Raw genomic sequence first — 21594 nt, forward strand, 5'->3', positions numbered from 1 at the left:
GCAACCTAACATTGGTTGCGCGATCGTCGGTTGGTCATCAAATTTAGATGATTGGATGTCCATTGATCTAACATGCTAGGACTGAGGGATGCTCGATCTCCAGAATGCCTTGCGTCATCAATACCGTTCGCTCAGGTTGAGCGTTGGTCTTAGATAGAAGATATTGCATCCGAAATTGTATCATAAAGATTGTAAATATTTGGACTATCAACAGAAGTTTGCATCGCGGTGCCCGTATACGCTCAAATCAGCGGAGGGAGTTTAGCTTTCATGCGGAAACATCGACAAAACCCAACGCTGGCCGGAACTTTGATTATTTGTCTTATTGAAGTGCGCCGTCGCCAAGGGAAAGGAACAAGTAGATGATGCGGCCTCTCAGTTACGCAATATTCGGATTGGCGCTTGTCACGTTCGATCATGCAATCGCTGGGCCGGTAGGTATCAACGCATCGGATGTGCTTTCCAATAATATTCAAACCAATGTCAAGGTGCATGAGGTCGTTCGCGCAATACCGCCAGACGGCAGGCTCCAAGAGTTAAACGATGAACATCTTGACGGCGTAAATGCCCAAGTAATCGCCGCTAGTTCGATTATCGACGGCAGCGATGCACTTGGCAGGCCACTTACAGGCTACATCTGGTCACCGAAAGCAGCGCAGTACTCCTCGAGGCTGCTCAATTTCAGCGGGTGGAACCAATCGCTTACCGGAAACGATGGGCGCACGGGCGTAGCAGCGGTTCGCACGTCGGTAGAGCAAAATGGCAATGGCGACGCCGGAGCCTATTATGGGATGTGCCAGATCGGGGGCGCTGGGCGAGAAGGTGCATCTCATTGGCTAGCGCAACCGGCTTGCGTGATACTGAATGGCGACGTCGCGACAACCGTCCCGCATTCTTACCTTAATGTTCAGGAATTCTCCCTTTCTGACAATGGCCGCGATGTCGCGGGCATTGGCACAGTCTATCGATTTGGTCGTACAGAGAATGCAGCGTCACAAGGTGAGATCTGGTTCGGCATTCGAAACCAGTCTAGCGGGAGCAAGGCTATAGATGCCGGAATTTCCAACGCAGGCTTAGTCAATATCGGCTTGGATATGACATTGGCAACGGCTGATCCAAGTTTTAATGACGGTCGACCTGTAAGTTTAAACATGTCTGGGGGGCAGGCGGTTGTTTACAATTCCCAAGCCACAGCAATGAACGGCATTGCTTGGTACGGCAATCGACTTGGCAATGCATTTGACAGCTACTCAAGAGCATCGAAATCACTGGATCGTTGTAATGGCAAGGCTTGCTTAGGGGTTGGAGAAAATGTTGTCGCGATATCCGCGGCTGGGCTGCGCTTAACCGTTATTGACGTGGGCGCCCTACCTCCGTGTGATGATAAGAGTGAGGGCACCCTATATGGCGTTCGCAACGCAAAATATAGCATTTATGGCGAGCCTGTTATCGCTGGTGGCGACAAACACATCATGGCGTATTGTAACGGCTCTGACTGGATCGCTCGGTGACGTAATTTCTTCGTTAGTCGTGGGATGTAAAGAGTTGCGAATCGACCACGGACCGCGTTTTAGCCTTCGTATTTGAAGGGCTGCCATAAGTTTGCTTTCAAGAGGTACGGTAGGGTTCTAGGCGTAAGCGAACGGCCTTTGATTAGGTCACACCGTATGCCTGGAGTTGATGGTAATGAAGCTGGATGTGAGCGCACCAGGCAATTGCAGGGAAGAAGGAATTGGCACCCAGAAAACGAGATCAAACCAAGGGAGGGCGCGTGACGGTTTCTCGAGCATGTGTTTTAGTTTTGGGCTTGCATCGCTCAGGAACTAGCGCCTTTTCGCGCATTGCGAATATATTGGGCTGTGACCTGCCGTCCAATCTCATGGGTGCGAGCGAGGGCAATCATTATGGGCACTGGGAATCTAACGTAATAGTTGCCCTAAATGACGAGTTATTGGCGTCGGCCGGAAGCCATTGGGATGACTGGCTCCCAATTAATACGGCTTGGAGCGCTTCGATCATTCGCGAGAATTTTCTCGACCGGGCCATTAAGGTTTTGAATGATGAATATGGAAACTCGCCGCTTTTCGTTTTAAAAGATCCACGTATCTGCCGTTTGGCGCCTTTTTGGCTGGAAGCGCTAAAAGAATTGAATGCACAAACGGTAGTCGCTATTCCGATCCGGAACCCCTTTGAAGTCTCTGCATCTCTTGGCGCGCGGGATGGATCGCAACAAGGTTTGGGACTTTTGATCTGGCTTCGCAATGTTCTTGAAGCTGAAAGAGCTACGCGTGACGTTCCGCGATTGATTTTCAGTTACGAACAAATACTTGAGAATTGGACTGCTGTTACTAGAAAATTCGAAGAGAAGACAGGGCTTGTATGGCCTCGCCAAAGTTTGCGTTCGGCAGAAGAAATTGATGGATTTATCAAGGCAGATGCTCGTCACCAACGAGTGGACGATGATTTTGCGCTTGGATATAGCAGTCCTGAATGGATAAGGCGCGTTTATTCGATTTTCCTGCGCTGGTCCAGAGATGGTGAAAATCCCGCAGATCATCTCGAACTTGATACAGTGCTCGCCGAACTCAATGCGGCTTCTCCGTCATTCGCTCAAATCATCATGCAAGGAACTGGGGCTGGCGAAGCAGTGGGGCATGCGGAACGTCATCGGAATGAGCTTCGCGAAGAAATCAAACTTCTAAGAAAAAAATTAGGTGAGCGTGATGAAGAGCGCGACGAACTTCTATCTTTACGCGACCGCATTGAGGTCCTCGTTGAAGAACGCGATAAAGTTCTGCACTCCAATAGCGAAATGACTGTGGAATTGGAAAATTTTCGTAGTGAAAGGCTTGTAGCTTCTGCGGACTTGGACCGCGCAAAAGATGAACTTGGTGCATTGCGGGATGAATTTACGGAGCGCGAGAGTGATTTGCGGCGGCAGCTTAATGCCATTCAGATCGATTGCCAAGCTGCCGTTAGGGCCGGCGCCCGAAGCGAGGGGGAGGCCGCAGTTCTGCGCGTTCAATCCACCAACTTTGAAGCACGTATAGATCAACTTTCCAGTGCCTTGCGGCAACGCGAGGAGGAGGCGACCCAGGCTTGGGGAAAAGTCGCAGCCGAAAAGCAACGAGGAGAAGCGCTGAGTATGCTAATAGAGCGCTTAGAGGCCTCAAACAAATCGCTAGAGGGTAAGATAAACCTCTTGGAAGATCGTCTGCAAGCCCGAACCCAGCAGTATCTGATAAGTGAGTCAGAAGTATTTAAAGCCCGTTGGGAAGCGAAAGAAGCGACTTTGCATAATAATATGGTTGAAAAGGCTCTAAAGACCAGCGAGGCAGCGTTTGAAAAACTACGCGACGAATATGATGCCGTACTCGCCGAAGTTTCCCATCATGAGAGTGAGATTGTTCAGTTAAACCTTCGGCATGAGCATCAGTTGGAGCAGGCCACGACAAAGATCGCTAAAGCAAACGGTGTCCTTTCCCGCCGTCAATGGGAAGTTGCTGAGTTAGTTCGCGCAGTAGCGCAACTGGAGAGGGATCTCGATGAAGCAAGTGCGCTCCGCAACAAGGCCAACGTACCAGACGACGCAATGCAGCGGATAGATCTGCAGCACGAAGAAATGGCTAAACTGGCCCGCCTCGCGGCAGAAGAGGTTGAACGTGTGCTTGATCTGAAAGCACGAATGGAGTGGCTGGGTAAGTTGTCGGAAGCTGAGAAGGGCCAGCCTCGTTGGTGGGTCTTTCTATCAAGGAAGCAGAAGGCAAAGCGAGTGACGCAGAGGATCGAGCGTATGGGTCTTTTCGATTCCTGTTCTTATTATCAAAACAATGAAGATGTTGCGGAATCGGGAATAGGTGCCCTTGAGCATTATATTCGACACGGAATTTTTGAAGGAAGATCTTGGTGACTTCTACATCGCAGAGCTTACGAATGACAGATATCTCAAAAGATGATGTCGAAGCTTTTAGAGCTTCAGGGCAATTTGATGAGGCATGGTATGTTAACGAATATCCTGACGTCAAATTGTCAGGTATCGAGCCGGCACTGCACTTTCTTTGGATTGGCCGAAGGCTTAATCGCCGTTCATTACCTGACGGGGATGTAGTATCCTTTACGGGCGAACAACACGCTGTCACTCCCGCTGCAGATACTACAAAGAAAGATCGCTCGGCGACCAGGTTTGAAAAGGTAAGGCCTAAGGTCGAGCGGGCTATAGGCTTGGCGACGCGCATGGCTGAAAATTCCAAAGCGAAATTAACAGGTAAATCTGGCAAGGCCGATCCATTAATCGAAAGCCAAGTTTTCAAGGTCGTTCAACAAAGTTTCGATAAAGATTTTTACCTTACAAACTATCCTGATGTTGAACAGGCTGGTGTTGAGCCCATTCAGCATTATCTCCGCAACGGATGGCTGGAAAACCGCGACCCGTCCCTCACATTCTCAACAAAATATTATTTGGATAATAATCCTGATGTCGTCGATGCTGGGGTCAATCCGTTTTATCACTTTCTTGTTACGGGGCGCGCCGAGGGCCGCGTTGGCCGGCATGAGTTAGGATTTCGGTGGGATATATTGTCCAAGCTCAAACCAGTCGCCGAGCAGATCGCAGAATACAAGTCATTTCGAAACCCTGCGAGATTGTCTGATAGGCGTATTCTGGCCAAGGCGCTTACCGATCAACTTGGTCAGTACGCGAAGCTTATTCTCTCGTTTTCGCATGATGATTACACTCATAATATAGGGGGGGTTCAGTTGTTGTTGCGCCGTGAGCTGAGAGAGCTACAGGCGCGAGGTCTTCTCCAGTTACACTTCTTTCCTATTCATCCTTTGCCATTTTTGGACGTTTCGGGAGATACTATCGAGCTCGGTGTGCTTTTAAATGGCATGGAGGTCGGCATTTTTACTGCGAAGGATATTTGCGCCGTATTCGCCGATCTAACACTTCCTGAAACGACATTTGTCATTCATAGTCTACTCGGGCATAATGTTGAGCAAACGATCTCCATCCTGAAAGAAGCAGGCGCCGAGTTTGGCTATCATTGGATCCATGATTATGCCGCTTTATACAACAATTATAAATTGCTGCGTAATGATGTTGAGTATTGCGGCTTGCCTCGCGAAGGTACTGTAGCTTGGGACCTATGTGAATTTGCGCGCGCGGATTTTAGTCAAGCCGACGAATTCGCAAAGCTCTTTGGTCAGTTCAAAGTTGAAGTGCTTGCGCCTTCAGAAGCAGCATTAAAAATCTGGAAGGATTCGGGATTGCACGATGTCCATGCCAGCAGAATTGTGCGCCATGTCGAACTGAAAGAAATCACTTCAACTCCAGGGCGGGGATCTGGGTACACCCCTCTCAAGATCGGCTTCCTTGGCTATCCGGCGGACCATAAAGGATGGTCTGTATTCCAGAATCTTGTTCTCAAATTGGCAGAAGATACCCGCTATGAGTTCTACCATCTGGGTAAGAGCCGCCGGGGCGGCTTGCCTGTGGAATTCTGTGAGGTTTCCGCGAGCGAAGCGCAGCCTGATTTGATGCGAACTGCAGTGGCGGCTGTGGAACTTGACATCGCGCTTACATGGTCAATTTGGCCCGAAACTTTCTGCCTCACCGCTTATGAGGCGTTGGCAGGTGGGGCTGCGCTGATTACTAACCCATGCGCAGGAAATATTGTGGACGTAATCGATCAAACGGGAGAGGGCGAAATTTTTGCAGACGAAAACGCGCTTCAGCACGCGTTCACATCTGGAAATGTCATGAAGTACTCCCGTGCTCGTCGAACGGTCCGCCGCTACGATCTTAATTACAGTTCTGTCACCTTGGAAGTTTTGGATTGATCATGCGCGTTTTGTGTTTCTCGAGCTTCAGCTTCAGCTATCTTAATCGGGCTCGGGTTCTTTACCAGAGCCTGCGCAAACATCATCCCGACTGGCATCTGGTTGCTTTGATGACGGATCGGACGCCTGACACCTTTCACTTCGATGTGTTGGATGAGCCGTTCGACGAAGTCGTGTGGCAGGATGAGCTCGATATTGACGAGGTCAATGGTTGGCTTTTCAAACACGATATTGTCGAAATCTGCACGGCGGTTAAAGGGCCGTTTCTCGAAATGGCCACTAAGCGCGATTTCGATGCCGTGATCTACCTCGACCCCGACACCTGCCTTTTCAATCCGCTCACGCCGGTGCTCGAGAAGTTGGAGGACTTCGATATCGTCCTCACGCCACACCTTCTTGAACCAGAAGATGAGCGGATGGCCATCATCGACAACGAGCTTTGCCCGATGTGGGCGGGTGTCTTCAATCTGGGCTTCGTAGCCATCCGTACGACTGGCGAGGGCGCGCGCTTTGCGTCCTGGTGGGCGGAACGTCTTCGCGAGTTCTGTCATGACGATCCTGCAAAGGGCCTCTTTGTGGATCAAAAATGGTGCGACCATGTACCGGTTTTCTTCGACAAGGTGCATATCCTCAAGGATCCGGGCTATAACACGGCAAGTTGGAACGTGAACCAGCGGAAGATCACTATCGATGAAGACGGCAATGTCCGCGCCAACGATAGTGTCTTGCGCTTCTGGCACTTCACGAAGCTGGGGCCGCTGGGTGATACGATGACGCGCCGCTATGCCCGCGACCAGATCGTGGTCTATGAACTTTGGCGGTGGTATCGCGAGCAAGTCGCCGTCGCTACTTCGCCGGGCATTCCCGAACGCTATTGGGCATTTGCTCGTTTTGCCGATGGGACGCCGATTGCCCGCGCGCACCGATTACTCTACCGGGAACGCGAAGACCTCCAAGCAGCTTTTCCCAATCCGTTTGGAGCGGATGGTAAGAGTGACTTTGCTGAGTGGCTCGAAGGAGAAGGTCTCTTGGAGCGGCAATAACCACTGACATATTAGTTGAGTTTCAATTATTTTTGAATTGCAGACGTGGAACTTCCCCCGTGAGAATGAATTTCTTTACCAAATTGCGAACAAAGCATTGGTTTGTCATTGTTGTCGGCATTCCAACTCTTATTTCTATATTGTATTACGGTCTTATCGCAAGTGATCAGTATTACTCTGAATCTCGGTTTGTCGTTAAAAGCGTTAATCAAAAAAGCTCACAAATGAGTACTCTTGCGAATTTAGTGCAGACGACGGGATTGTCCGGTGGGCAAGAGCAGACTAACGAAATTCTTGATTACGTCCGTTCGCGGAATGCTCTGAGAGATGTTCAAAAGCGGATAGGCTTCAGTCAGCGGTACAATATTGCCGAAGCTGACTTTCTATCTGTTTATCCGTCGATGTTTCGCGAAGCAAAATTTGAAAATTTGTACCGTTATTATGGTGACGTCGTTAATGCCGACTTAGATAAGGAGACAGGTACTGCCGTGCTGACTGTGCGAGCCTTTACTGCAGAAGACGCGCAAAAAATTAATAACACGCTTCTCGATCTCAGCGAAAACTTGGTTAATCGTTTAAATGCCAGGGCAGAAAAACGAGCCATTTCTGAGGCCATGAGTCAGGTGGAAACGGCGTCTCGTCGGGCAGTAGAGGCGCGGCTCGCGATGGGGCAGTATCGAAATGCTCAGGCGCTTATTGATCCCGCCGAACAGGCCGTGGGTGTTCTAGACATTACTTCGAAGCTAATTACCGAAGAGGCTGGGCTGAAGTCTCAATTGCAACTAATGGAAAGGACAGCACCCTCGCATCCAGCAATTCCAGCCCTGCGCAGTCGAATTGCGGCTTTGAACACGCAAATATCGGCGCAAACTGGGCGAGCTGTTGGGACCCGAGAAGGTATTGCGTCAAAAATTGGTGGGTATGAAAACCTGGCTTTCGAACAGGAACTGGCGGAAAAGAACTTGGCAATAAATATGGGCTCACTTGAGCAAGCACGTGCTGAGGCAGCAAAGCAAAAATTCTATCTTGAACGTATTGTTGAACCGAATGCACCCGACGTGGCTCTTTATCCGTCGAGGTTTAGGTCGATACTTGTGGTCGCGGGTTCGGCACTTTGCCTGTTTCTCGTGGGCTGGATGCTAACCGTTGGAATTCTGGAACATGCTCCCGAGGAAGATTGAGTGGGTAAGTTACTTCCATCACTGAAAGTCCAAGGCAGGGTAATCCATGCCCTGTTAGTTCGTGAAATGAGCACCCGCTTCGGCCGAGACAATATTGGCTTTCTTTGGATCATGGTTGAGCCCGTCCTTTTCGCTCTTTTGGTTGGCATTATGTATCGAGCCATACAAGGTCCAGAACATCATGGCGTGAGTGTCTTTGCTTTTGTTGTATCAGGCTACATACCATTGGTGATGTTTCGACATGCTATTAGCCGTTGTGTGATGTTGTTTACAGCGAACGGCGCGCTCATGTACCATCGACAAATAAAAATTTATGATTTTATTTTTGCACGTTTTGTTATCGAGAGTGTGGGCCATCTAATGGCGTACGCTTTTATCGGGCTGGCATTAGGTGCCTTTGGCCTTTTTGCAATTCCAGAATATCCTGGAATGCTAATTCTAGGATATCTTTATTATTCGATTTTCACACTTGGTGTTTGTTTTGTCTTAACGCCGTTGAGCGAAGTGTCCGAGTTTGTAGAGAAAATAATTCCAGTCACGACATACATTATGGTGCCATTCAGCGGAACATTCTACATGGTGTCATGGTTGACACCCACTGCGCAGGATGTCCTATATTATTCTCCTCCGGTACATGCTATGGAAATGATGCGATACGGGCTATTTGGGAATGCCGTCACGGCGACCTATGATTTCGTTTATCCGTTAGCTTTTTCCCTTATCTGCATGATGATCGGATTAATGTTATGCCGTCATGTGCGGCGAGATCTGGTTGTTGAATGATCCGTTGTGAGAATATATGTAAAGCTTACAAGCATGGTGGGCTGACTAAGAAGGTTCTCCAGGATCTAAATCTAGCTTTGTACCCGGGTGAGAAAGTCGGATTGTTGGGTCGTAACGGTGCCGGAAAATCCACGTTGATAAAACTCATAGGAGGCGTTGAATTACCCTCGTCGGGGCGCATCAGGCGGTCCATGAGTACATCTTGGCCCCTTGGATTCGGAGGGGGATTTCAAGGAAGTCTAACCGGTTACGACAACGCCCGTTTCATAGCGCGCATTTATGGGCGAGAATACAAAGAAATTAGAGATTTCGTTGCAGAATTCAGCGAGCTTGGCGGCCAATTACGTATGCCAGTCAAGACATATTCGTCGGGTATGCGGGCACGATTAGCTTTCGCCTTATCACTGGCGATTGAGTTCGATTGTTACTTGATTGACGAGATTATCGCGGTCGGCGATCAAAGCTTTCAGCGCAAGTGTAGGTTTGAATTGTTTGAAAAGCGTGAGGATCGGGCGATGGTACTTGCCTCCCACGATACGCACGTTGTTCGTGAGATATGTGATAAAGCCATTATCGTTCACAGAGGCAAAGCCACCGTATATTCCGATATAAATGAGGCTTTGGATATTTATGATCAGCTTTGATCATGAAGTTGATGCCGCTTAACCAGGCTTTTGCAATACAGCGAGGGTCTGCCAGAATGCGGGATGAGCAGAAGCATCTGAGCCGTTCGTAAACAACGGTGTTGTGAATCCCGCATCTTGAGCAAATTTGCAAATCCAATCACGGTGAAGAAAGGCATCGAGCTGCTCAGCTCTGAGACCAGCCTCTATGCGCTTTAAATTTGCGTCCCAAACGCGACCGTGAGCTGAATCCTCAAGTTCAAGAAATGAAAAAATCATTTTGCCTCCAGGTTTTAGGGCCCGAAACGCATCCAGAGTATAAGCGTAACATTCTGCTGGATAAAGATGCGTAAAGACTGACCAATGAAAGATAATATCTAAAGAGTTATCTTCTGCTACAATTCGTGGTGTGAAGTTGAGGACAGCATCAAAATCGGGGCATTTGTCATACAACTCAGCCAAAAATTCTGGCACTACATCAGCACCTTTATAGTACCCACACCATCCAGAGCGTTGGAGTGCCTGAGCCGTTCGGCCACAACCGCAGCCAAGGTCATAAATAGCCATCCCGTCACGCAAACCGTGGACTTTGAGCACTGCCACATGCCCGTCGCCTTGACTGCGGAAACTATCCATCGTGTCCGCGCCGATAGCTTGCGCCAGTGCTAAAGACCGATTTTCGGGAGCCAGCCGAAGTTTATTGCGAACCAAATTTTGGTAATCGGCAATGGAATGACTGAGATCAGTCGCCGGCTTTTTCAATCGAGATGGTAATATAGCACCCATCCACTTATTAATACGGCGCATCATTCGACCCCTGTGATTTTGCCGCCGTCGAATTTAACGGACCGGCTAAAATCTGACATGTCGTGGGCAACTAGTCGAGACCCTTAATAAGGGTGTCAACCACGTGTCCCATTAATCAAACGATTGCCGCTCGACTGGGGTAGGTCCAGACAAATCGTTCAGCCATAATCTGGATAACAATGTCTGGTTGTTCCCGTTCAATCACTTTTTGTAGCACATCGCCTAAGTGCCAGACGAAAACAGTTCGAGAAAAATGCTCCGCAAGCCAATCTGTCATGAATTGACATGTTGAATCTCGGAAAACCACTGCTTTAGGAAGTCGCTTGTCGATATGCTCAAACACGAGAGTCTCTCGGGAGAACGCTGAATAACCCTCATCGCCAATATGCTTTGCCTCTGGCGATGACAGAGAAATTCGATCGGTAACGTCAAGCGTGAACGGTGGGTGATCAATTCTGTTGAGGAAATCTTTTCGCTCTTCATCGGTCATATGATGGCCAAATAGATCACCGTCGTAACCTGCGAGAGTATGATTAAAATCGTGCAGTCGAAGCGGAGTAATTTCTAATTTGCTACATATCTCGCGATAAAGAACGTATGAACCTAACCAATTGGGATGGGTATCCCCGCGGAAGTATAGATGCCCCAAGGGTTTTGCAGCTTGGATGGCTTCGAGCAAATAGTAAGCCTTTCCTAGCCGCAATGCGGGGCGCTGATTACTGTCCTGCCAAGTATTGATCGGCTTGGGTAAATACTCGCGATACGCAACACTCTTTTGTGGAACGACGAATTTGTTGTAGCGCGGTAGTTGCAAAATACGATCGTCGATAATTTTATTGGCGTGTGACGCATCTTGATCGGTCCACACCTTAAAACCGAATTGCTGAGCCATTTGATCGTTAGTGTCACCGATTAGAAAAAGCCATCCCCCCTCTCCTTCGACAAACTTTCGCATGCAGGCAATACTTCTGAGATATTCTGCGGACGGTGAAACAGATTCTTGGGCCATTCGGTATTTTGTACTTTTCATCACATTAAGGTAAAGCGAACTTACGTCCTCATGCCTCATTCTCTTCTACCACTGACCTAAGGTAAAGGCCATAATCTGACTTGCCGAGCTTATTGATGACGCGTCCCATTTGGGTCTCATCTATATAGCACTGACGGAATGCTATTTCCTCGGGGCTGGCGATTTTGAAACCTTGGCGTTTTTCCAAAACACGGACGAAGACCGCAGCATCCAGCAGGCTGTCAGGAGTCCCTGTGTCCAACCACGCATAGCCGCGGCCCATGATTTCAACAGACAACTCGCCTCGCTCAAGATAAGCGCGATTAACATCGGTAATCTCAAGCTCGCCGCGCGGAGACGGCTTTAGGTCAGCAGCGATGTCGACCACTTTCCCGTCGTAAAAATAAAGGCCTGTCACGGCCCAGTTGGACTGAGGCTCCCTGGGCTTTTCCTCTATAGAAAGAGCCTTCATGTCAGGGTTAAACGCTACAACGCCATAACGTTCTGGATCTTGAACGTGGTAGGCAAAGACGCTGGCACCGTTTCCGCGGTTCTTCGCGTTATCCATTAATTTTGGAAGGCCATGACCATGGAAAATGTTGTCACCAAGGATTAGGGCAGATGGCTGGCCGGCAACAAACTCAGCACCAATGACGTAGGCTTGCGCTAATCCGTCCGGATTGGGCTGCTCTGCGTATTCGAAGTTCATGCCCCATTGTGATCCGTCACCCAGCAGTGCACGGAATGCCGGCAGATCGCGTGGGGTGGAAATGATTAGCACTTCTCGGATACCAGCTAACATTAACGTGCTGAGCGGGTAATAGATCATAGGCTTGTCATAAACCGACATCATCTGTTTAGATGTCGCCGATGTCATTGGGTAGAGCCGAGTGCCGCTACCTCCGGCAAGAATGATACCTTTCACGTCTTCACTTTCCTTGTTTGATGGCCTACTCAGGCTGAGCCAACCAGTAGTTGGTCGATGACTTTCTCCAGAGAGCCCTGCCATTGTGGCAGCATGACCCCGTGGGACTCGAAGATTTTTGAGCATTCTAGTCGCGAATTCGCCGGGCGTTTTGCAGGAGTCGGATAGTCCGCAGTGCTGATGCGTTTTATACCGGCCGAAGGGCCGCCGCGTTTTGCAGACGCGGCGAAAATTGCCTCGGCAAAATCAGCCCAGCTTGCCTCGCCGGAGGCGGTCATATGGAAAGTACCACGCAACGAACTGTCGCTTCGTGTCGTGAGGTTGTGTGCGACTTGAAGAACGCCATCGGCAATATCGAACGCACTGGTGGGATTGCCAATCTGATCGGCCACGACTGATATTTCGCTCTGGTCAGCTGCGAGACGCAGCATTGTCTTGACGAAGTTTGTTCCATAGGGGGAGTAGACCCAAGCAACTCTGAGAACTGCGGAATTGTGATGGTAGGAGCGAAAAACCGCCTCCTCTCCGGCAAGCTTCGACGCACCATAAATACCGGTGGGACCGATGGGATCGGCCTCGACATAGGGGCGATTTAGACTGCCGTCGAAAACATAGTCGGTCGACAGATGGATTAACGGAACCTGCAGTTCGCGCGCAGCATCGGCGACGGCGCCAGCCCCTACACCATTGATGGAATTGGCCGTCGCTGCTTCGCTCTCGGCTTTGTCAACGGCAGTATAAGCAGCAGCAGACACAACAGCATCTGGTCGGGCCACCATGATCGCATGGTGTATCGACACCGGGTCCGCCAGATCGAGCTTGGGGCGACCAAGGGCAATGATCTCGTGTCCGGCGGCCTTACCGCGATCCTGCAAGCAACTAACTACCTGTCCGTTCGTGCCGGTTACCGCGATCCTCATACCTGCTCTGGCTTGGTGTTAGAAAGACCGAGACGCTCTCCGTCGTACCGCCCGCGCAGCGGCGCCCACCACCACTCGTTTTCCAGATACCAGCGAACGGTCTTTTCTATGCCGGTCTCGAAAGTCTCCTGCGCCCGCCAACCTAGCTCGGTTTCGAGCTTAGTGGCATCAATCGCGTAGCGTGCATCGTGGCCGGGCCGGTCGGTCACGTATTCAATAAGCTGTTCGCGGGGCACGTCGGCAGGGACAAGTGAGTCGAGCACCGAACAGATACGGCGCACAACATCAATGTTGCGGCGTTCGTTGCGTCCGCCGACGTTGTAGGTTTCGCCCACACGCCCACGCTCTATGATAATGTCCAGTGCCCGGGCATGGTCTTCCACAAACAACCAATCGCGTACATTTTCCCCCTTGCCGTAAACCGGCAGCGCCTTACCTTCCAACGCGTTGATAATGATGAGCGGGATCAGCTTCTCAGGGAAGTGATAAGGCCCGTAGTTGTTCGAACAGTTGGAGACGACTACCGGCAAGCCGTAGGTTCGTTCCCAAGCCTTAGCCAAATGATCCGAGGCGGCTTTGGAGGCGGAATAGGGCGAACTCGGATCGTAGGGGGTGCTTTCCTCGAACAGGCCTTCATCGTCGAGCGATCCATAAACCTCATCGGTGGAGACGTGCAGGAAACGAAAGGCTGCTTTGTGCAAACCTTCAAGCCCGCTCCAGTAGCCGCGTGCCGCCTCCAGGAGAGTAAAGCTGCCGACGATATTGGTTTGGATAAAATCCGCAGCGCCCGTGATCGAACGGTCTACATGGCTCTCTGCCGCGAGATGCATGATCCGATCGGGCCGAAAGCTGCCTATGGCTGCATCCATTGCCGTTCGGTCGCAGATGTCAGCCTTGATGAAGTGATGATTTGCCTTGCCGTCCACCGCCTGCAGCGACGCCTCGCAACCGGCATATGTCAGCGCGTCGATTGTAAGGACATCATAGCCTTTCTCAAGCACAAGATAGCGCACGAGTGCGGATCCGATGAAGCCGGCACCACCGGTGACGATTACGCGCATGTGTCCAACTCCCACGAAAAATAAGCAGGCAGGTCGGCTAGCATGGGCTGGTTTCGATCTTTGGGTGACAAAGTTTCGTTGTCCGCCACGTTTGGCCAGCAGATGCCAATTGCTGGATCGTCCCAACGGAGCCCTCTGTCACACTCAGCGCTATAATAGCCGGTGACCTTATAGCTGATTACTGTATCGGGCTCCAAAGTGCAGAATCCATGTGCGAAGCCAGGAGGAACCCACAATTGTTTACCATTATCGGGAGATAGAATCTCGCCCACCCAGCGGCCGTGCGTAGGCGAACCGTCGCGGATGTCCACGGCAACGTCAAACAATGCGCCACGGGTACAACGAACAAGCTTACCCTGTGCATACGGCGGGCTTTGAAAATGCATGCCGCGAATTGTGCCGACGCGGCAGCTCATAGATTCGTTGTCCTGTACAAACGTCATTTCGGCACATTCCCTGAGAAAGACGTCCTCACGGAATGTTTCAGCAAAGTACCCCCTTTCATCCCCGATTTGGCGCGGGACAAGAAGTTTTAAACCCGGGATGTCGAATGATTTAACTTGCATGCGCTTGAAGACCTCTAAAAACTACGCAAACTCACCTTGCTGGCAGCCTTTAACATCGCACTTGCGTGTTACGCAATTGCTTACCAAGTTGTAGCCTGCAGCCATCTTCGGCAAACGCCGCTATCTTTCAAACCGGTCGATTTGAGCAATTTCGATTTTATCAGAAAGATTATGTATTGGGGAGAGCGCGTCTGGCTTTTCAAATTCGCTAGATGCTATGGTGGCATTACATTAACTACGCAAATGGTGTGAGTAATAGAGTTTTCTGCATGCGTCCGATTTTCTACACTTTTATGAAAGTTGTTTTGTGGCGTCCGTTTGCGGCATTGGTCGTGGCGTGGTGGTGGCTTACTGGGCGCAAGGTGCGCGCGGCAAATCAGCTGTGGTCGGCCGCTTCCTCAGCACCATTCGCCTATATAGAGTGGCTCCGCGCGCACGAGCACGAAAGGTACTTAGATAACACGGATCCTAACGCGTCGATAACGGTGGCGGTTCACATCGAAGCTGGTACGGACTCAGCGGCAGCCCTGCGAACAATCCGTTCAGTTATGTCACAACGGTGCAAGAACTGGGACCTTTTTATTACGGGATGGGTACCGAAGGTCGTAACGGAGGAGATCGGTAAAAGCCCGAGGGTCACGATCTTAACGAACGCGGATACGACCGTTTTACAGGCACTCGTAATCGTTTTGGAACGTGCGATGGGTGAATGGTTTATTTGGCTTGAGCCTGGAAATACACTCGCTAAGAGCGCTGTTGGGCAATACCTCGCGGTTATCGACCGCGCAACTTCTCAAAGAGAATTTCTGGGGGTCGTATTTGGGGATCAGGATGAACAAAGTCATGACGGTACCCGCAAGAACCCATGGCTTAAACCCAAATGGAATGCAGAACTCTTCCTCGCACAGGATTTTATTTCAGATGCCTGTGCCCTACCCGTTGCTAAAGCTAGAACTTGCTTGCGCAAGATGGCGTTTGGATCTTGCACGTTCCGAGCGCTCCTTTTCGAATTGCTTCACAGTGACCATAATGAAGTTCGCCACCTCCCCGCGATAGTGTCAACTACGCCAGAAGGGCGCTGGCGAAGGTCTTCTCAAGATTGGGTTGGTGCGGTGGACCAGTTCGTCGCGCGGCAAGGTGGGACCGTTGTGCCTGGACCGTTCGGCACGGTGAATGTCAGGTGGCCGCTGCCGCAATCTCTGCCCATGGTCAGCATAATCATCCCCTCCCGCGATCATGTTGAACTGCTTGCAACATGTGTTCAAGGGGTGCTCGACAAAACTGCTTATCACAACCTAGAAGTCGTTATCGTGAATAATTCAAGTGTTGAGAAGCCAACCTTAGATTATTTTGAAAAAATTGTGCGAGATGAGCGAGTTAGGGTAATTTCTTGGCCACATCCATATAACTATTCCGAAATTAACAATTTTGGTGTTTCGCATGCAGCAGGAGAATATGTTTGTTTATTGAATAATGACATTGAGATAATTAATGATAACTGGTTGCGGGAAATGATGCGCTACGCCGTGAAGGCCCAGGCAGGGGCGGTTGGTGCTCGACTTTTATATCCTGATGCAAGCATTCAGCATGCGGGAGTTGTAGTTGGTTTGGGGGCTGCGGCCGGCCATGCACATCGTGCTCTTCCAAATGGTGCAGCGGGCTATTTTGCCCGCCCGTACTGTTCGCATGAGGTGACCGCAGTGACTGCAGCATGCCTGCTAGTCAGAAAAGAGAAATTTGAGGCAATCGGCGGTTTTGACGTTGAAAACTTTGCCATCGCCTATAGCGATACGGACCTGTGTTTGCGACTTAAGGCAAAAGGTTGGCGTAATTATTTTGCCGCTCAAGCCCAACTCCTGCATCATGAAAGCAAATCGCGCTCTAATGACTTTTCTCCGGAGCGTCTTGAAGACTATATGGCGGAATTACGCCGTTTCCAGCAACGCTGGAGCAGCGAGACGTTCTGCGATCCCCTGCACCATGTTTATCTTGACAGAGCGAGCGAAACTTATGCCCTTCGCTTTCCGCGTTTTTAAGGTTGAAATGATCGCCTGATGTGCCAGGTTAAAAAATTAGCCATTACGATGGCGGTAGCGGCCCGGAATTCTATCCATAGGTATATGTATAATCTCAGTTTTCGGAATAGGGTCGTATATGCGTGACACGACGGGCGATAGGATAAATCACGCCCACTTTGCGCGTCAGCCAAGCTCGATAAGGCGTGAAACTATCGGCCAAGCAAACGATTAAGTTGGGTGCAAAGGTGCATTTCGTATGGCTAGCTAAGAGTGGAAACCACTTTTGTTAGTCTCTCTTTGCGCATTTGTGGGAATGATCTGGTGATAGGGCAATTTATTTTTAGGCGAGGGGCGGCCGAGCTAGCGAGAAATGCTCGGCGCGATGCAAACCAGATAGCGGAGCAATAACCGCAATATCTGTGCTCAATGGGCTACTATATGCTTTGTTCCCACTCCTTCGACAATTGCGGCCGGCCCGGCCAAATCTCGAGAATTATTGCTGGGTTGTCCTTCTGAGTTATTTCTAAACAAATAGATTTCTAATGGATGTGGTGTCCGGGCTATGTTCGAAAGCCTCAGTAATTACCTCAACCCCAACTCCCGTCGTTCAGAATTAAGGGCCGTTATCCTAATGTAATATTTTGCTACACAATAGTTCTTATCAGCAATTTTTGCCTTTAGAAGGACGCAAACCTTGCCCACCAATAAAATCGAACTTAAAATACTCGATGAGCGACTGCATGACTGGGGGCTGCCTCGTTATCAGACGGAGATGTCCGCCGGGATCGATCTCTATGCTTGCCTGGACGAACCACTGGTTCTTGAGCCGCAGGCGCCGGCCGTTCTGGTGCGATCCGGTATCGCGCTATTAATGAACGACCCTCACATGGTCGGATTTTTGCTCGCTCGATCGGGGCTGGGTCATAAGAAGGGCCTGGTCCTCGGGCAATCGGTGGGCACGATCGATGCCGATTATACAAACGAAATTTTCATCAGCGCGTGGCTTAGAACCCCGCCGGGAAGTGACAGCTTGACGATCAACCCGGGAGACCGGATCGCGCAACTGGTCTTCGTGCCGATCCTGCGACCGACATTCGATGTCGTCTCCGAGTTTTCAGCCGATACCGAACGCGGCAAGGGCGGTTTCGGCTCTACCGGAGTCTCCGGCAAGGACAGCTAAGGGCGCGATGCAAAGTCAGCCCATCAGTAGGGACTGGTCTTAATCTGGCTTGGATTTGGCCGAACAAGAAAAAGGGCGGCCCGATCCGGAGCCGCCCTTCAACATCATACCGCTCGGAAGCGCGCGATTAATCGACGCGGCGTACCGTCGTTTTTTCCGGTGCGATCGAGATGCGAAGCGTTTCACCCGAATTACCAGGGAAATCGGTAAACATCGCCTCGACGAGATTGGGCACCAGATACTGCAGACGGTTCGAGGTGGAAATGGCCTGTGCCTTGCCTTCGAACAGTCGCTCTCCGGTTGCCGCGCGATCGATTTTCATGTCGATCCCACTGGTATACACCGTGTAGCTGCTAACGTCCGGACCGCCGAACCAGGGATCGTAGAAACCGAAGCCCCAGCGACTACCGTAGAAAGGGCGTCCATAGCCGAAGCGCGACCTTCCCCAGCGCGATCCGAACCACGGATCGTAGAAAGGATCGCGGAAACCGGTGGTCCGTACCCGTTCGCGCCCAGTGCTGACGCCGTAATCGAAACGGACCAGCAGCGATGCGTTTTCAGCCGAGGCAGCTTGCGCATAGCCGAGGCGCGACATTTGTGCTTCCACGAGATCGGCATATTGCGCGAATTCGAGCCCACCAGCCAGGGCCGGATCGTCTGCGACGACGAAATAGCTTTCGCCCTGCGGTGCCGGAAGCTGCGTCTGGAAACGCGACACATCAGCGTTGAAAGGTGTCGCGCAGGCAGCGAGGCTAGCTAGTACTATCGGTACGGAGGCGAGCTTAAGTTTGCGCCCCCAACCTTTTTTGCGGTCGGTCATGCTCAGTCCTTTTTCGAACATCGATGTGCATATCATGCTTACACCGAATCATGCAGCCTACCGCCCCCCTGAGGCACACTGCCAGTTACTGTGCGCTTTTCTAGACGAACGGGGATGAACCCGGATTGAATATCCCGATTCACATTTGTTGCAAGTTCGGAAAGGGTTATCTGACGAAACCGAGCGCGGCGTAGGTGGCGTCGAGCGTAGGTCGGCCGAGTTCGCGCGCCCGCGAAGCACCGCGGGCAAGGATCGCGTCGAGTGCTTCGCGATCGGTCAGCAATTCATTGAAACGCGACGATATTGGTCGAAGCGTGTCGGCGAGCAATTCGGCCAGCGCCGGCTTGAATTTGCCGAACCCTTCGCCGCCATATTCGCGCAGCACGTCATCGACGGTGATATCGGAAACGGCGGCGTAAATGGTGACGAGGTTCAGGGCTTCGGGTCGGCCTAACAGTCCGGCACTCTCGCTGGGGAGAGGTTCGGGGTCGGTCTTCGCCTTCTTGACCTTCTTCATTACCGTGTCGGCATCGTCGACCAGCTCGATCCGGCTCATTTCGGACGGATCCGATTTGCTCATCTTCTTCGATCCGTCGCGCAGGCTCATGATGCGCGCCGCCTGCGGCGGGCTGATCGGTTCGGGCAGGGTGAAGATGGGAGCGTCATCGGATGCGAAGTCGTTATTGAACTTCTGAGCGATATCGCGGGCAAGCTCTAGATGCTGCTTCTGGTCTTCACCCACTGGCACATGCGTGGTCTGATACAGAAGCACGTCGGCAGCCTGAAGAACAGGGTAGGTAAACAGGCCCACGCTGGCGCCCTCGCGGTTTTTGCCGCTCTTGTCCTTGAACTGCGTCATGCGGTTCAGCCAGCCCATCCGCGCTGTGCCGTTCAGCAGCCATTGCAGCTCTGCGTGGTGGGGAACCTGTGCCTGATTGAACAACACGCTTTTCTGCGCATCGATTCCGCAAGCGACCAGCGCCGCGGTCATTTCCAGCGTTGCCCGCTTTAGTTCGGCCGGATCGTGCGGCATGGAAATCGCATGGAGATCGGCAAGGAAGAACAGGCATTCCTGTCCCTCGGCCATCTCATCCTGCATGCGCACCCAGTTTCGGATCGCACCAAGATAATTACCGAGGTGAAGGTTGCCGGTGGGCTGAATGCCGGACACTACGCGCATGTTTACTCACTTATTCCGAAAGATTTGGCGGTCCGTCGCTCGCCGGCACCGCGCGTTTGCGCCGTAGCTGCGCAATGAGGTCCTTGTCGAGGGCGCCAACCAGATACGCCGTGGCGAAGAATACGGCTGCACCTGCAATAACGAGGGCTACAAGCGACCAGATACGGTCGAATGCGCCGCCCCGCCAGTATGGCTCCAACGCCGGCGTCATCCACCACAGCAGAGAGCCCATCACCGCCGTTGCGATTATCTGGCGCACGATTCTTCCGGCCAGCTTGCCGGTCACATGAAACCAGCCACGGATTTGTAGAATGGCGTAAAGCGTCAGCACGTTGAGCGTCGCGGTGATCGCGGTCGCTGCCGCGAGGCCCACAATGCCATAACGAGGCACCACATAGAAATTCAGCGCGATGTTGATCGCCAGTGCACCGGCCGCAACGAACACCGGAGTGCGAGTATCTTCACGGCTGAAAAATGCCGGCTGGAACACTTTCACAAGCACATAGGCAGGCAGACCGCAAACCAGCGCAATTACGATATTGCCCATGATCGCGGTGTCTTCGGGCGCCATGCGTCCCCCTTGGAATATGCCGGCGGTGAATGCTTCTGCGCAGATCGAAAGTGCCACGGCACAGGGCAGGCAAAGCAGCATGGCTATCTCGACCGCATTGCCCTGCAGGCGCTGCGCTTCGCGATGGTTGTCCGACTGGATATGACGCGCGAGCATGGGCAGGATCGCGGTGCCCAGTGCAATCCCGAAGATGCCGAGCGGCATCTGGTTCAGTCGGTCGGCAAGTTTCAGCAGCGTGAGCGATCCTTGCGGCAGACTGGTGGCGAAGAAGGTGTCGACCAGCTGACTGATCTGGTAAATTCCGGCTCCGAAGGTCGCCGGCAGCATCAGCATCATCAAGCGTTTAACGTCGGGCGTGATCTTCGGCATCTTGATCTGCAGCTTCACGCCTGCGCGCCGGGTTGCCCACCACATGTAGATCAATTGAGCCACGCCAGCGAACGCCAGCGATATCGCCAGCGCCCAGGCCACGGGAAGGTCGTCTGCGCTATCTCCGCGCAAATACCATCCGGTCAGGATGCCGCCGATCATTACGATGTTGAGCAGCACGGGCACCACTGCGCCCGGAGCAAACTTCGAGCGGGCGTTGAGCACACCCGACAGCATGGCCACCAGGCTAACCAGTGCGAGATAGGGGAAAGTCACCCGGCTGAGCATGACCGACAATTCGAACTTGCCGGGGACATCCTGATACTCGCGCGCGAGGAGCCAGACGATCCCTGGCATGGCGATCATGCACAGCGCCGAAAAGCCCAGCAGAACCCAAACGAATACCGAGAGTACATCGCTGGCAAACCGGTCCGCGGCTTCGTCGCCGCCATCTTCCTCGGCATGCAGCCTCCGCGTGTACATCGGCACGAAGGCAACGCTGAATGCGCCTTCTGCGAACAGGCGGCGAAACGTGTTCGGCAGGGTAAAGGCCAATTGCCAGGCGTCGGCCGCCAGACCCGCGCCGAGGACGCGGGCCAGCAGCATGTCGCGAACGAAGCCGAACACACGGCTGACTGCAGTCAGTCCGCCGATGGTGCCGACATTCTTGACCAGGCTCATCTGTCAGAGCCTTTGCTGC

At 51.9% G+C, this 21594-nt stretch carries 18 protein-coding genes; 9 read left to right on the top strand and 9 right to left on the bottom strand.

What is annotated here, in order from left to right; all coding sequences use genetic code 11:
• Nucleotides 1-362 precede the first annotated feature (362 nt).
• The 7 genes from ACIGGE_RS07290 (at nucleotide 363) to ACIGGE_RS07320 (ending at nucleotide 9489) form a co-directional block, all read left to right on the top strand.
• The gene (locus ACIGGE_RS07290) at nucleotides 363-1511 is read left to right on the top strand and encodes a hypothetical protein (protein WP_397489814.1); all 1149 of its coding nucleotides are present in this window, start codon (nucleotides 363-365) and stop codon (nucleotides 1509-1511) included.
• Nucleotides 1512-1732: 221 nt separating this feature from the next.
• On the top strand, nucleotides 1733-3910 hold the full coding sequence (locus ACIGGE_RS07295) for a hypothetical protein (protein ID WP_397489815.1): 2178 nt from the start codon (nucleotides 1733-1735) through the stop codon (nucleotides 3908-3910).
• A 23-nt stretch (nucleotides 3911-3933) separates the two neighbouring features.
• Nucleotides 3934-5838 (top strand): hypothetical protein, encoded by a 1905-nt coding sequence (locus ACIGGE_RS07300; protein ID WP_397489816.1) that lies wholly within the window; start codon nucleotides 3934-3936, stop codon nucleotides 5836-5838.
• Nucleotides 5835-6881: a hypothetical protein gene (locus ACIGGE_RS07305; protein ID WP_397489817.1), complete on the top strand. Its 1047-nt coding sequence runs from the start codon at nucleotides 5835-5837 to the stop codon at nucleotides 6879-6881. The genes ACIGGE_RS07300 and ACIGGE_RS07305 overlap by 4 nt, the downstream gene beginning before the upstream one ends.
• 65 nt (nucleotides 6882-6946) lie before the next feature.
• Nucleotides 6947-8062: a capsule biosynthesis protein gene (locus ACIGGE_RS07310; RefSeq protein WP_397489941.1), complete on the top strand. Its 1116-nt coding sequence runs from the start codon at nucleotides 6947-6949 to the stop codon at nucleotides 8060-8062.
• Nucleotides 8063-8845 carry an ABC transporter permease gene (locus ACIGGE_RS07315; protein ID WP_397489818.1) on the top strand — a complete coding sequence of 261 codons (783 nt, stop codon included), beginning with the start codon at nucleotides 8063-8065 and terminating at the stop codon, nucleotides 8843-8845.
• A complete protein-coding gene (locus ACIGGE_RS07320) occupies nucleotides 8842-9489 on the top strand; it encodes an ABC transporter ATP-binding protein (RefSeq protein ID WP_397489819.1) in 648 nt (215 codons plus the stop codon). The genes ACIGGE_RS07315 and ACIGGE_RS07320 overlap by 4 nt, the downstream gene beginning before the upstream one ends.
• A gap of 18 nt (nucleotides 9490-9507) precedes the next feature.
• Here ACIGGE_RS07320 and ACIGGE_RS07325 read toward each other — a convergent pair whose 3' ends face one another.
• The 6 genes from ACIGGE_RS07325 to rfbC all read right to left on the bottom strand — a co-directional run bounded on the left by ACIGGE_RS07325 (nucleotide 9508) and on the right by rfbC (nucleotide 14756).
• A complete protein-coding gene (locus ACIGGE_RS07325) occupies nucleotides 9508-10278 on the bottom strand; it encodes a class I SAM-dependent methyltransferase (RefSeq protein WP_397489820.1) in 771 nt (256 codons plus the stop codon).
• 112 nt (nucleotides 10279-10390) lie between these two features.
• Entirely contained in the window at nucleotides 10391-11284 is an 894-nt protein-coding gene (locus ACIGGE_RS07330) for a hypothetical protein (protein WP_397489821.1), read from the bottom strand.
• A gap of 49 nt (nucleotides 11285-11333) precedes the next feature.
• Entirely contained in the window at nucleotides 11334-12209 is an 876-nt protein-coding gene (gene rfbA, locus ACIGGE_RS07335) for a glucose-1-phosphate thymidylyltransferase RfbA (protein ID WP_397489822.1), read from the bottom strand.
• A 29-nt stretch (nucleotides 12210-12238) separates the two neighbouring features.
• The gene (gene rfbD / locus ACIGGE_RS07340; protein WP_397489823.1) at nucleotides 12239-13129 is read right to left on the bottom strand and encodes a dTDP-4-dehydrorhamnose reductase; all 891 of its coding nucleotides are present in this window, start codon (nucleotides 13127-13129) and stop codon (nucleotides 12239-12241) included.
• On the bottom strand, nucleotides 13126-14190 hold the full coding sequence (gene rfbB / locus ACIGGE_RS07345; protein WP_397489824.1) for a dTDP-glucose 4,6-dehydratase: 1065 nt from the start codon (nucleotides 14188-14190) through the stop codon (nucleotides 13126-13128). Before rfbB ends, rfbD begins: the two co-directional genes overlap by 4 nt.
• Nucleotides 14181-14756 (bottom strand): dTDP-4-dehydrorhamnose 3,5-epimerase, encoded by a 576-nt coding sequence (gene rfbC, locus ACIGGE_RS07350; protein ID WP_397489825.1) that lies wholly within the window; start codon nucleotides 14754-14756, stop codon nucleotides 14181-14183. Before rfbC ends, rfbB begins: the two co-directional genes overlap by 10 nt.
• Before the next feature lie 269 nt (nucleotides 14757-15025).
• On the opposite strand from rfbC, the gene ACIGGE_RS07355 reads away from it, so the two are divergent.
• Both ACIGGE_RS07355 and dut read left to right on the top strand, forming a co-directional pair.
• Entirely contained in the window at nucleotides 15026-16792 is a 1767-nt protein-coding gene (locus ACIGGE_RS07355; protein WP_397489826.1) for a glycosyltransferase family 2 protein, read from the top strand.
• Between the two features lie 676 nt (nucleotides 16793-17468).
• A complete protein-coding gene (gene dut, locus ACIGGE_RS07360; protein WP_397489827.1) occupies nucleotides 17469-17954 on the top strand; it encodes a dUTP diphosphatase in 486 nt (161 codons plus the stop codon).
• 127 nt (nucleotides 17955-18081) lie between these two features.
• On the opposite strand, the gene ACIGGE_RS07365 is transcribed toward dut, so the two are convergent.
• The 3 genes from ACIGGE_RS07365 to murJ all read right to left on the bottom strand — a co-directional run bounded on the left by ACIGGE_RS07365 (nucleotide 18082) and on the right by murJ (nucleotide 21575).
• Nucleotides 18082-18774 carry a DUF4136 domain-containing protein gene (locus ACIGGE_RS07365; protein WP_397489828.1) on the bottom strand — a complete coding sequence of 231 codons (693 nt, stop codon included), beginning with the start codon at nucleotides 18772-18774 and terminating at the stop codon, nucleotides 18082-18084.
• 166 nt (nucleotides 18775-18940) lie between these two features.
• The gene (trpS, locus tag ACIGGE_RS07370; RefSeq protein ID WP_397489829.1) at nucleotides 18941-19954 is read right to left on the bottom strand and encodes a tryptophan--tRNA ligase; all 1014 of its coding nucleotides are present in this window, start codon (nucleotides 19952-19954) and stop codon (nucleotides 18941-18943) included.
• Nucleotides 19955-19964: 10 nt separating this feature from the next.
• Entirely contained in the window at nucleotides 19965-21575 is a 1611-nt protein-coding gene (gene murJ / locus ACIGGE_RS07375; protein WP_397489830.1) for a murein biosynthesis integral membrane protein MurJ, read from the bottom strand.
• Nucleotides 21576-21594 lie beyond the last annotated feature (19 nt).

Source organism: Qipengyuania sp. NPDC077410, assembly GCF_044543405.1.
In the GTDB taxonomy this organism is placed as follows: Bacteria; Pseudomonadota; Alphaproteobacteria; order Sphingomonadales; family Sphingomonadaceae; genus Qipengyuania; species Qipengyuania pacifica.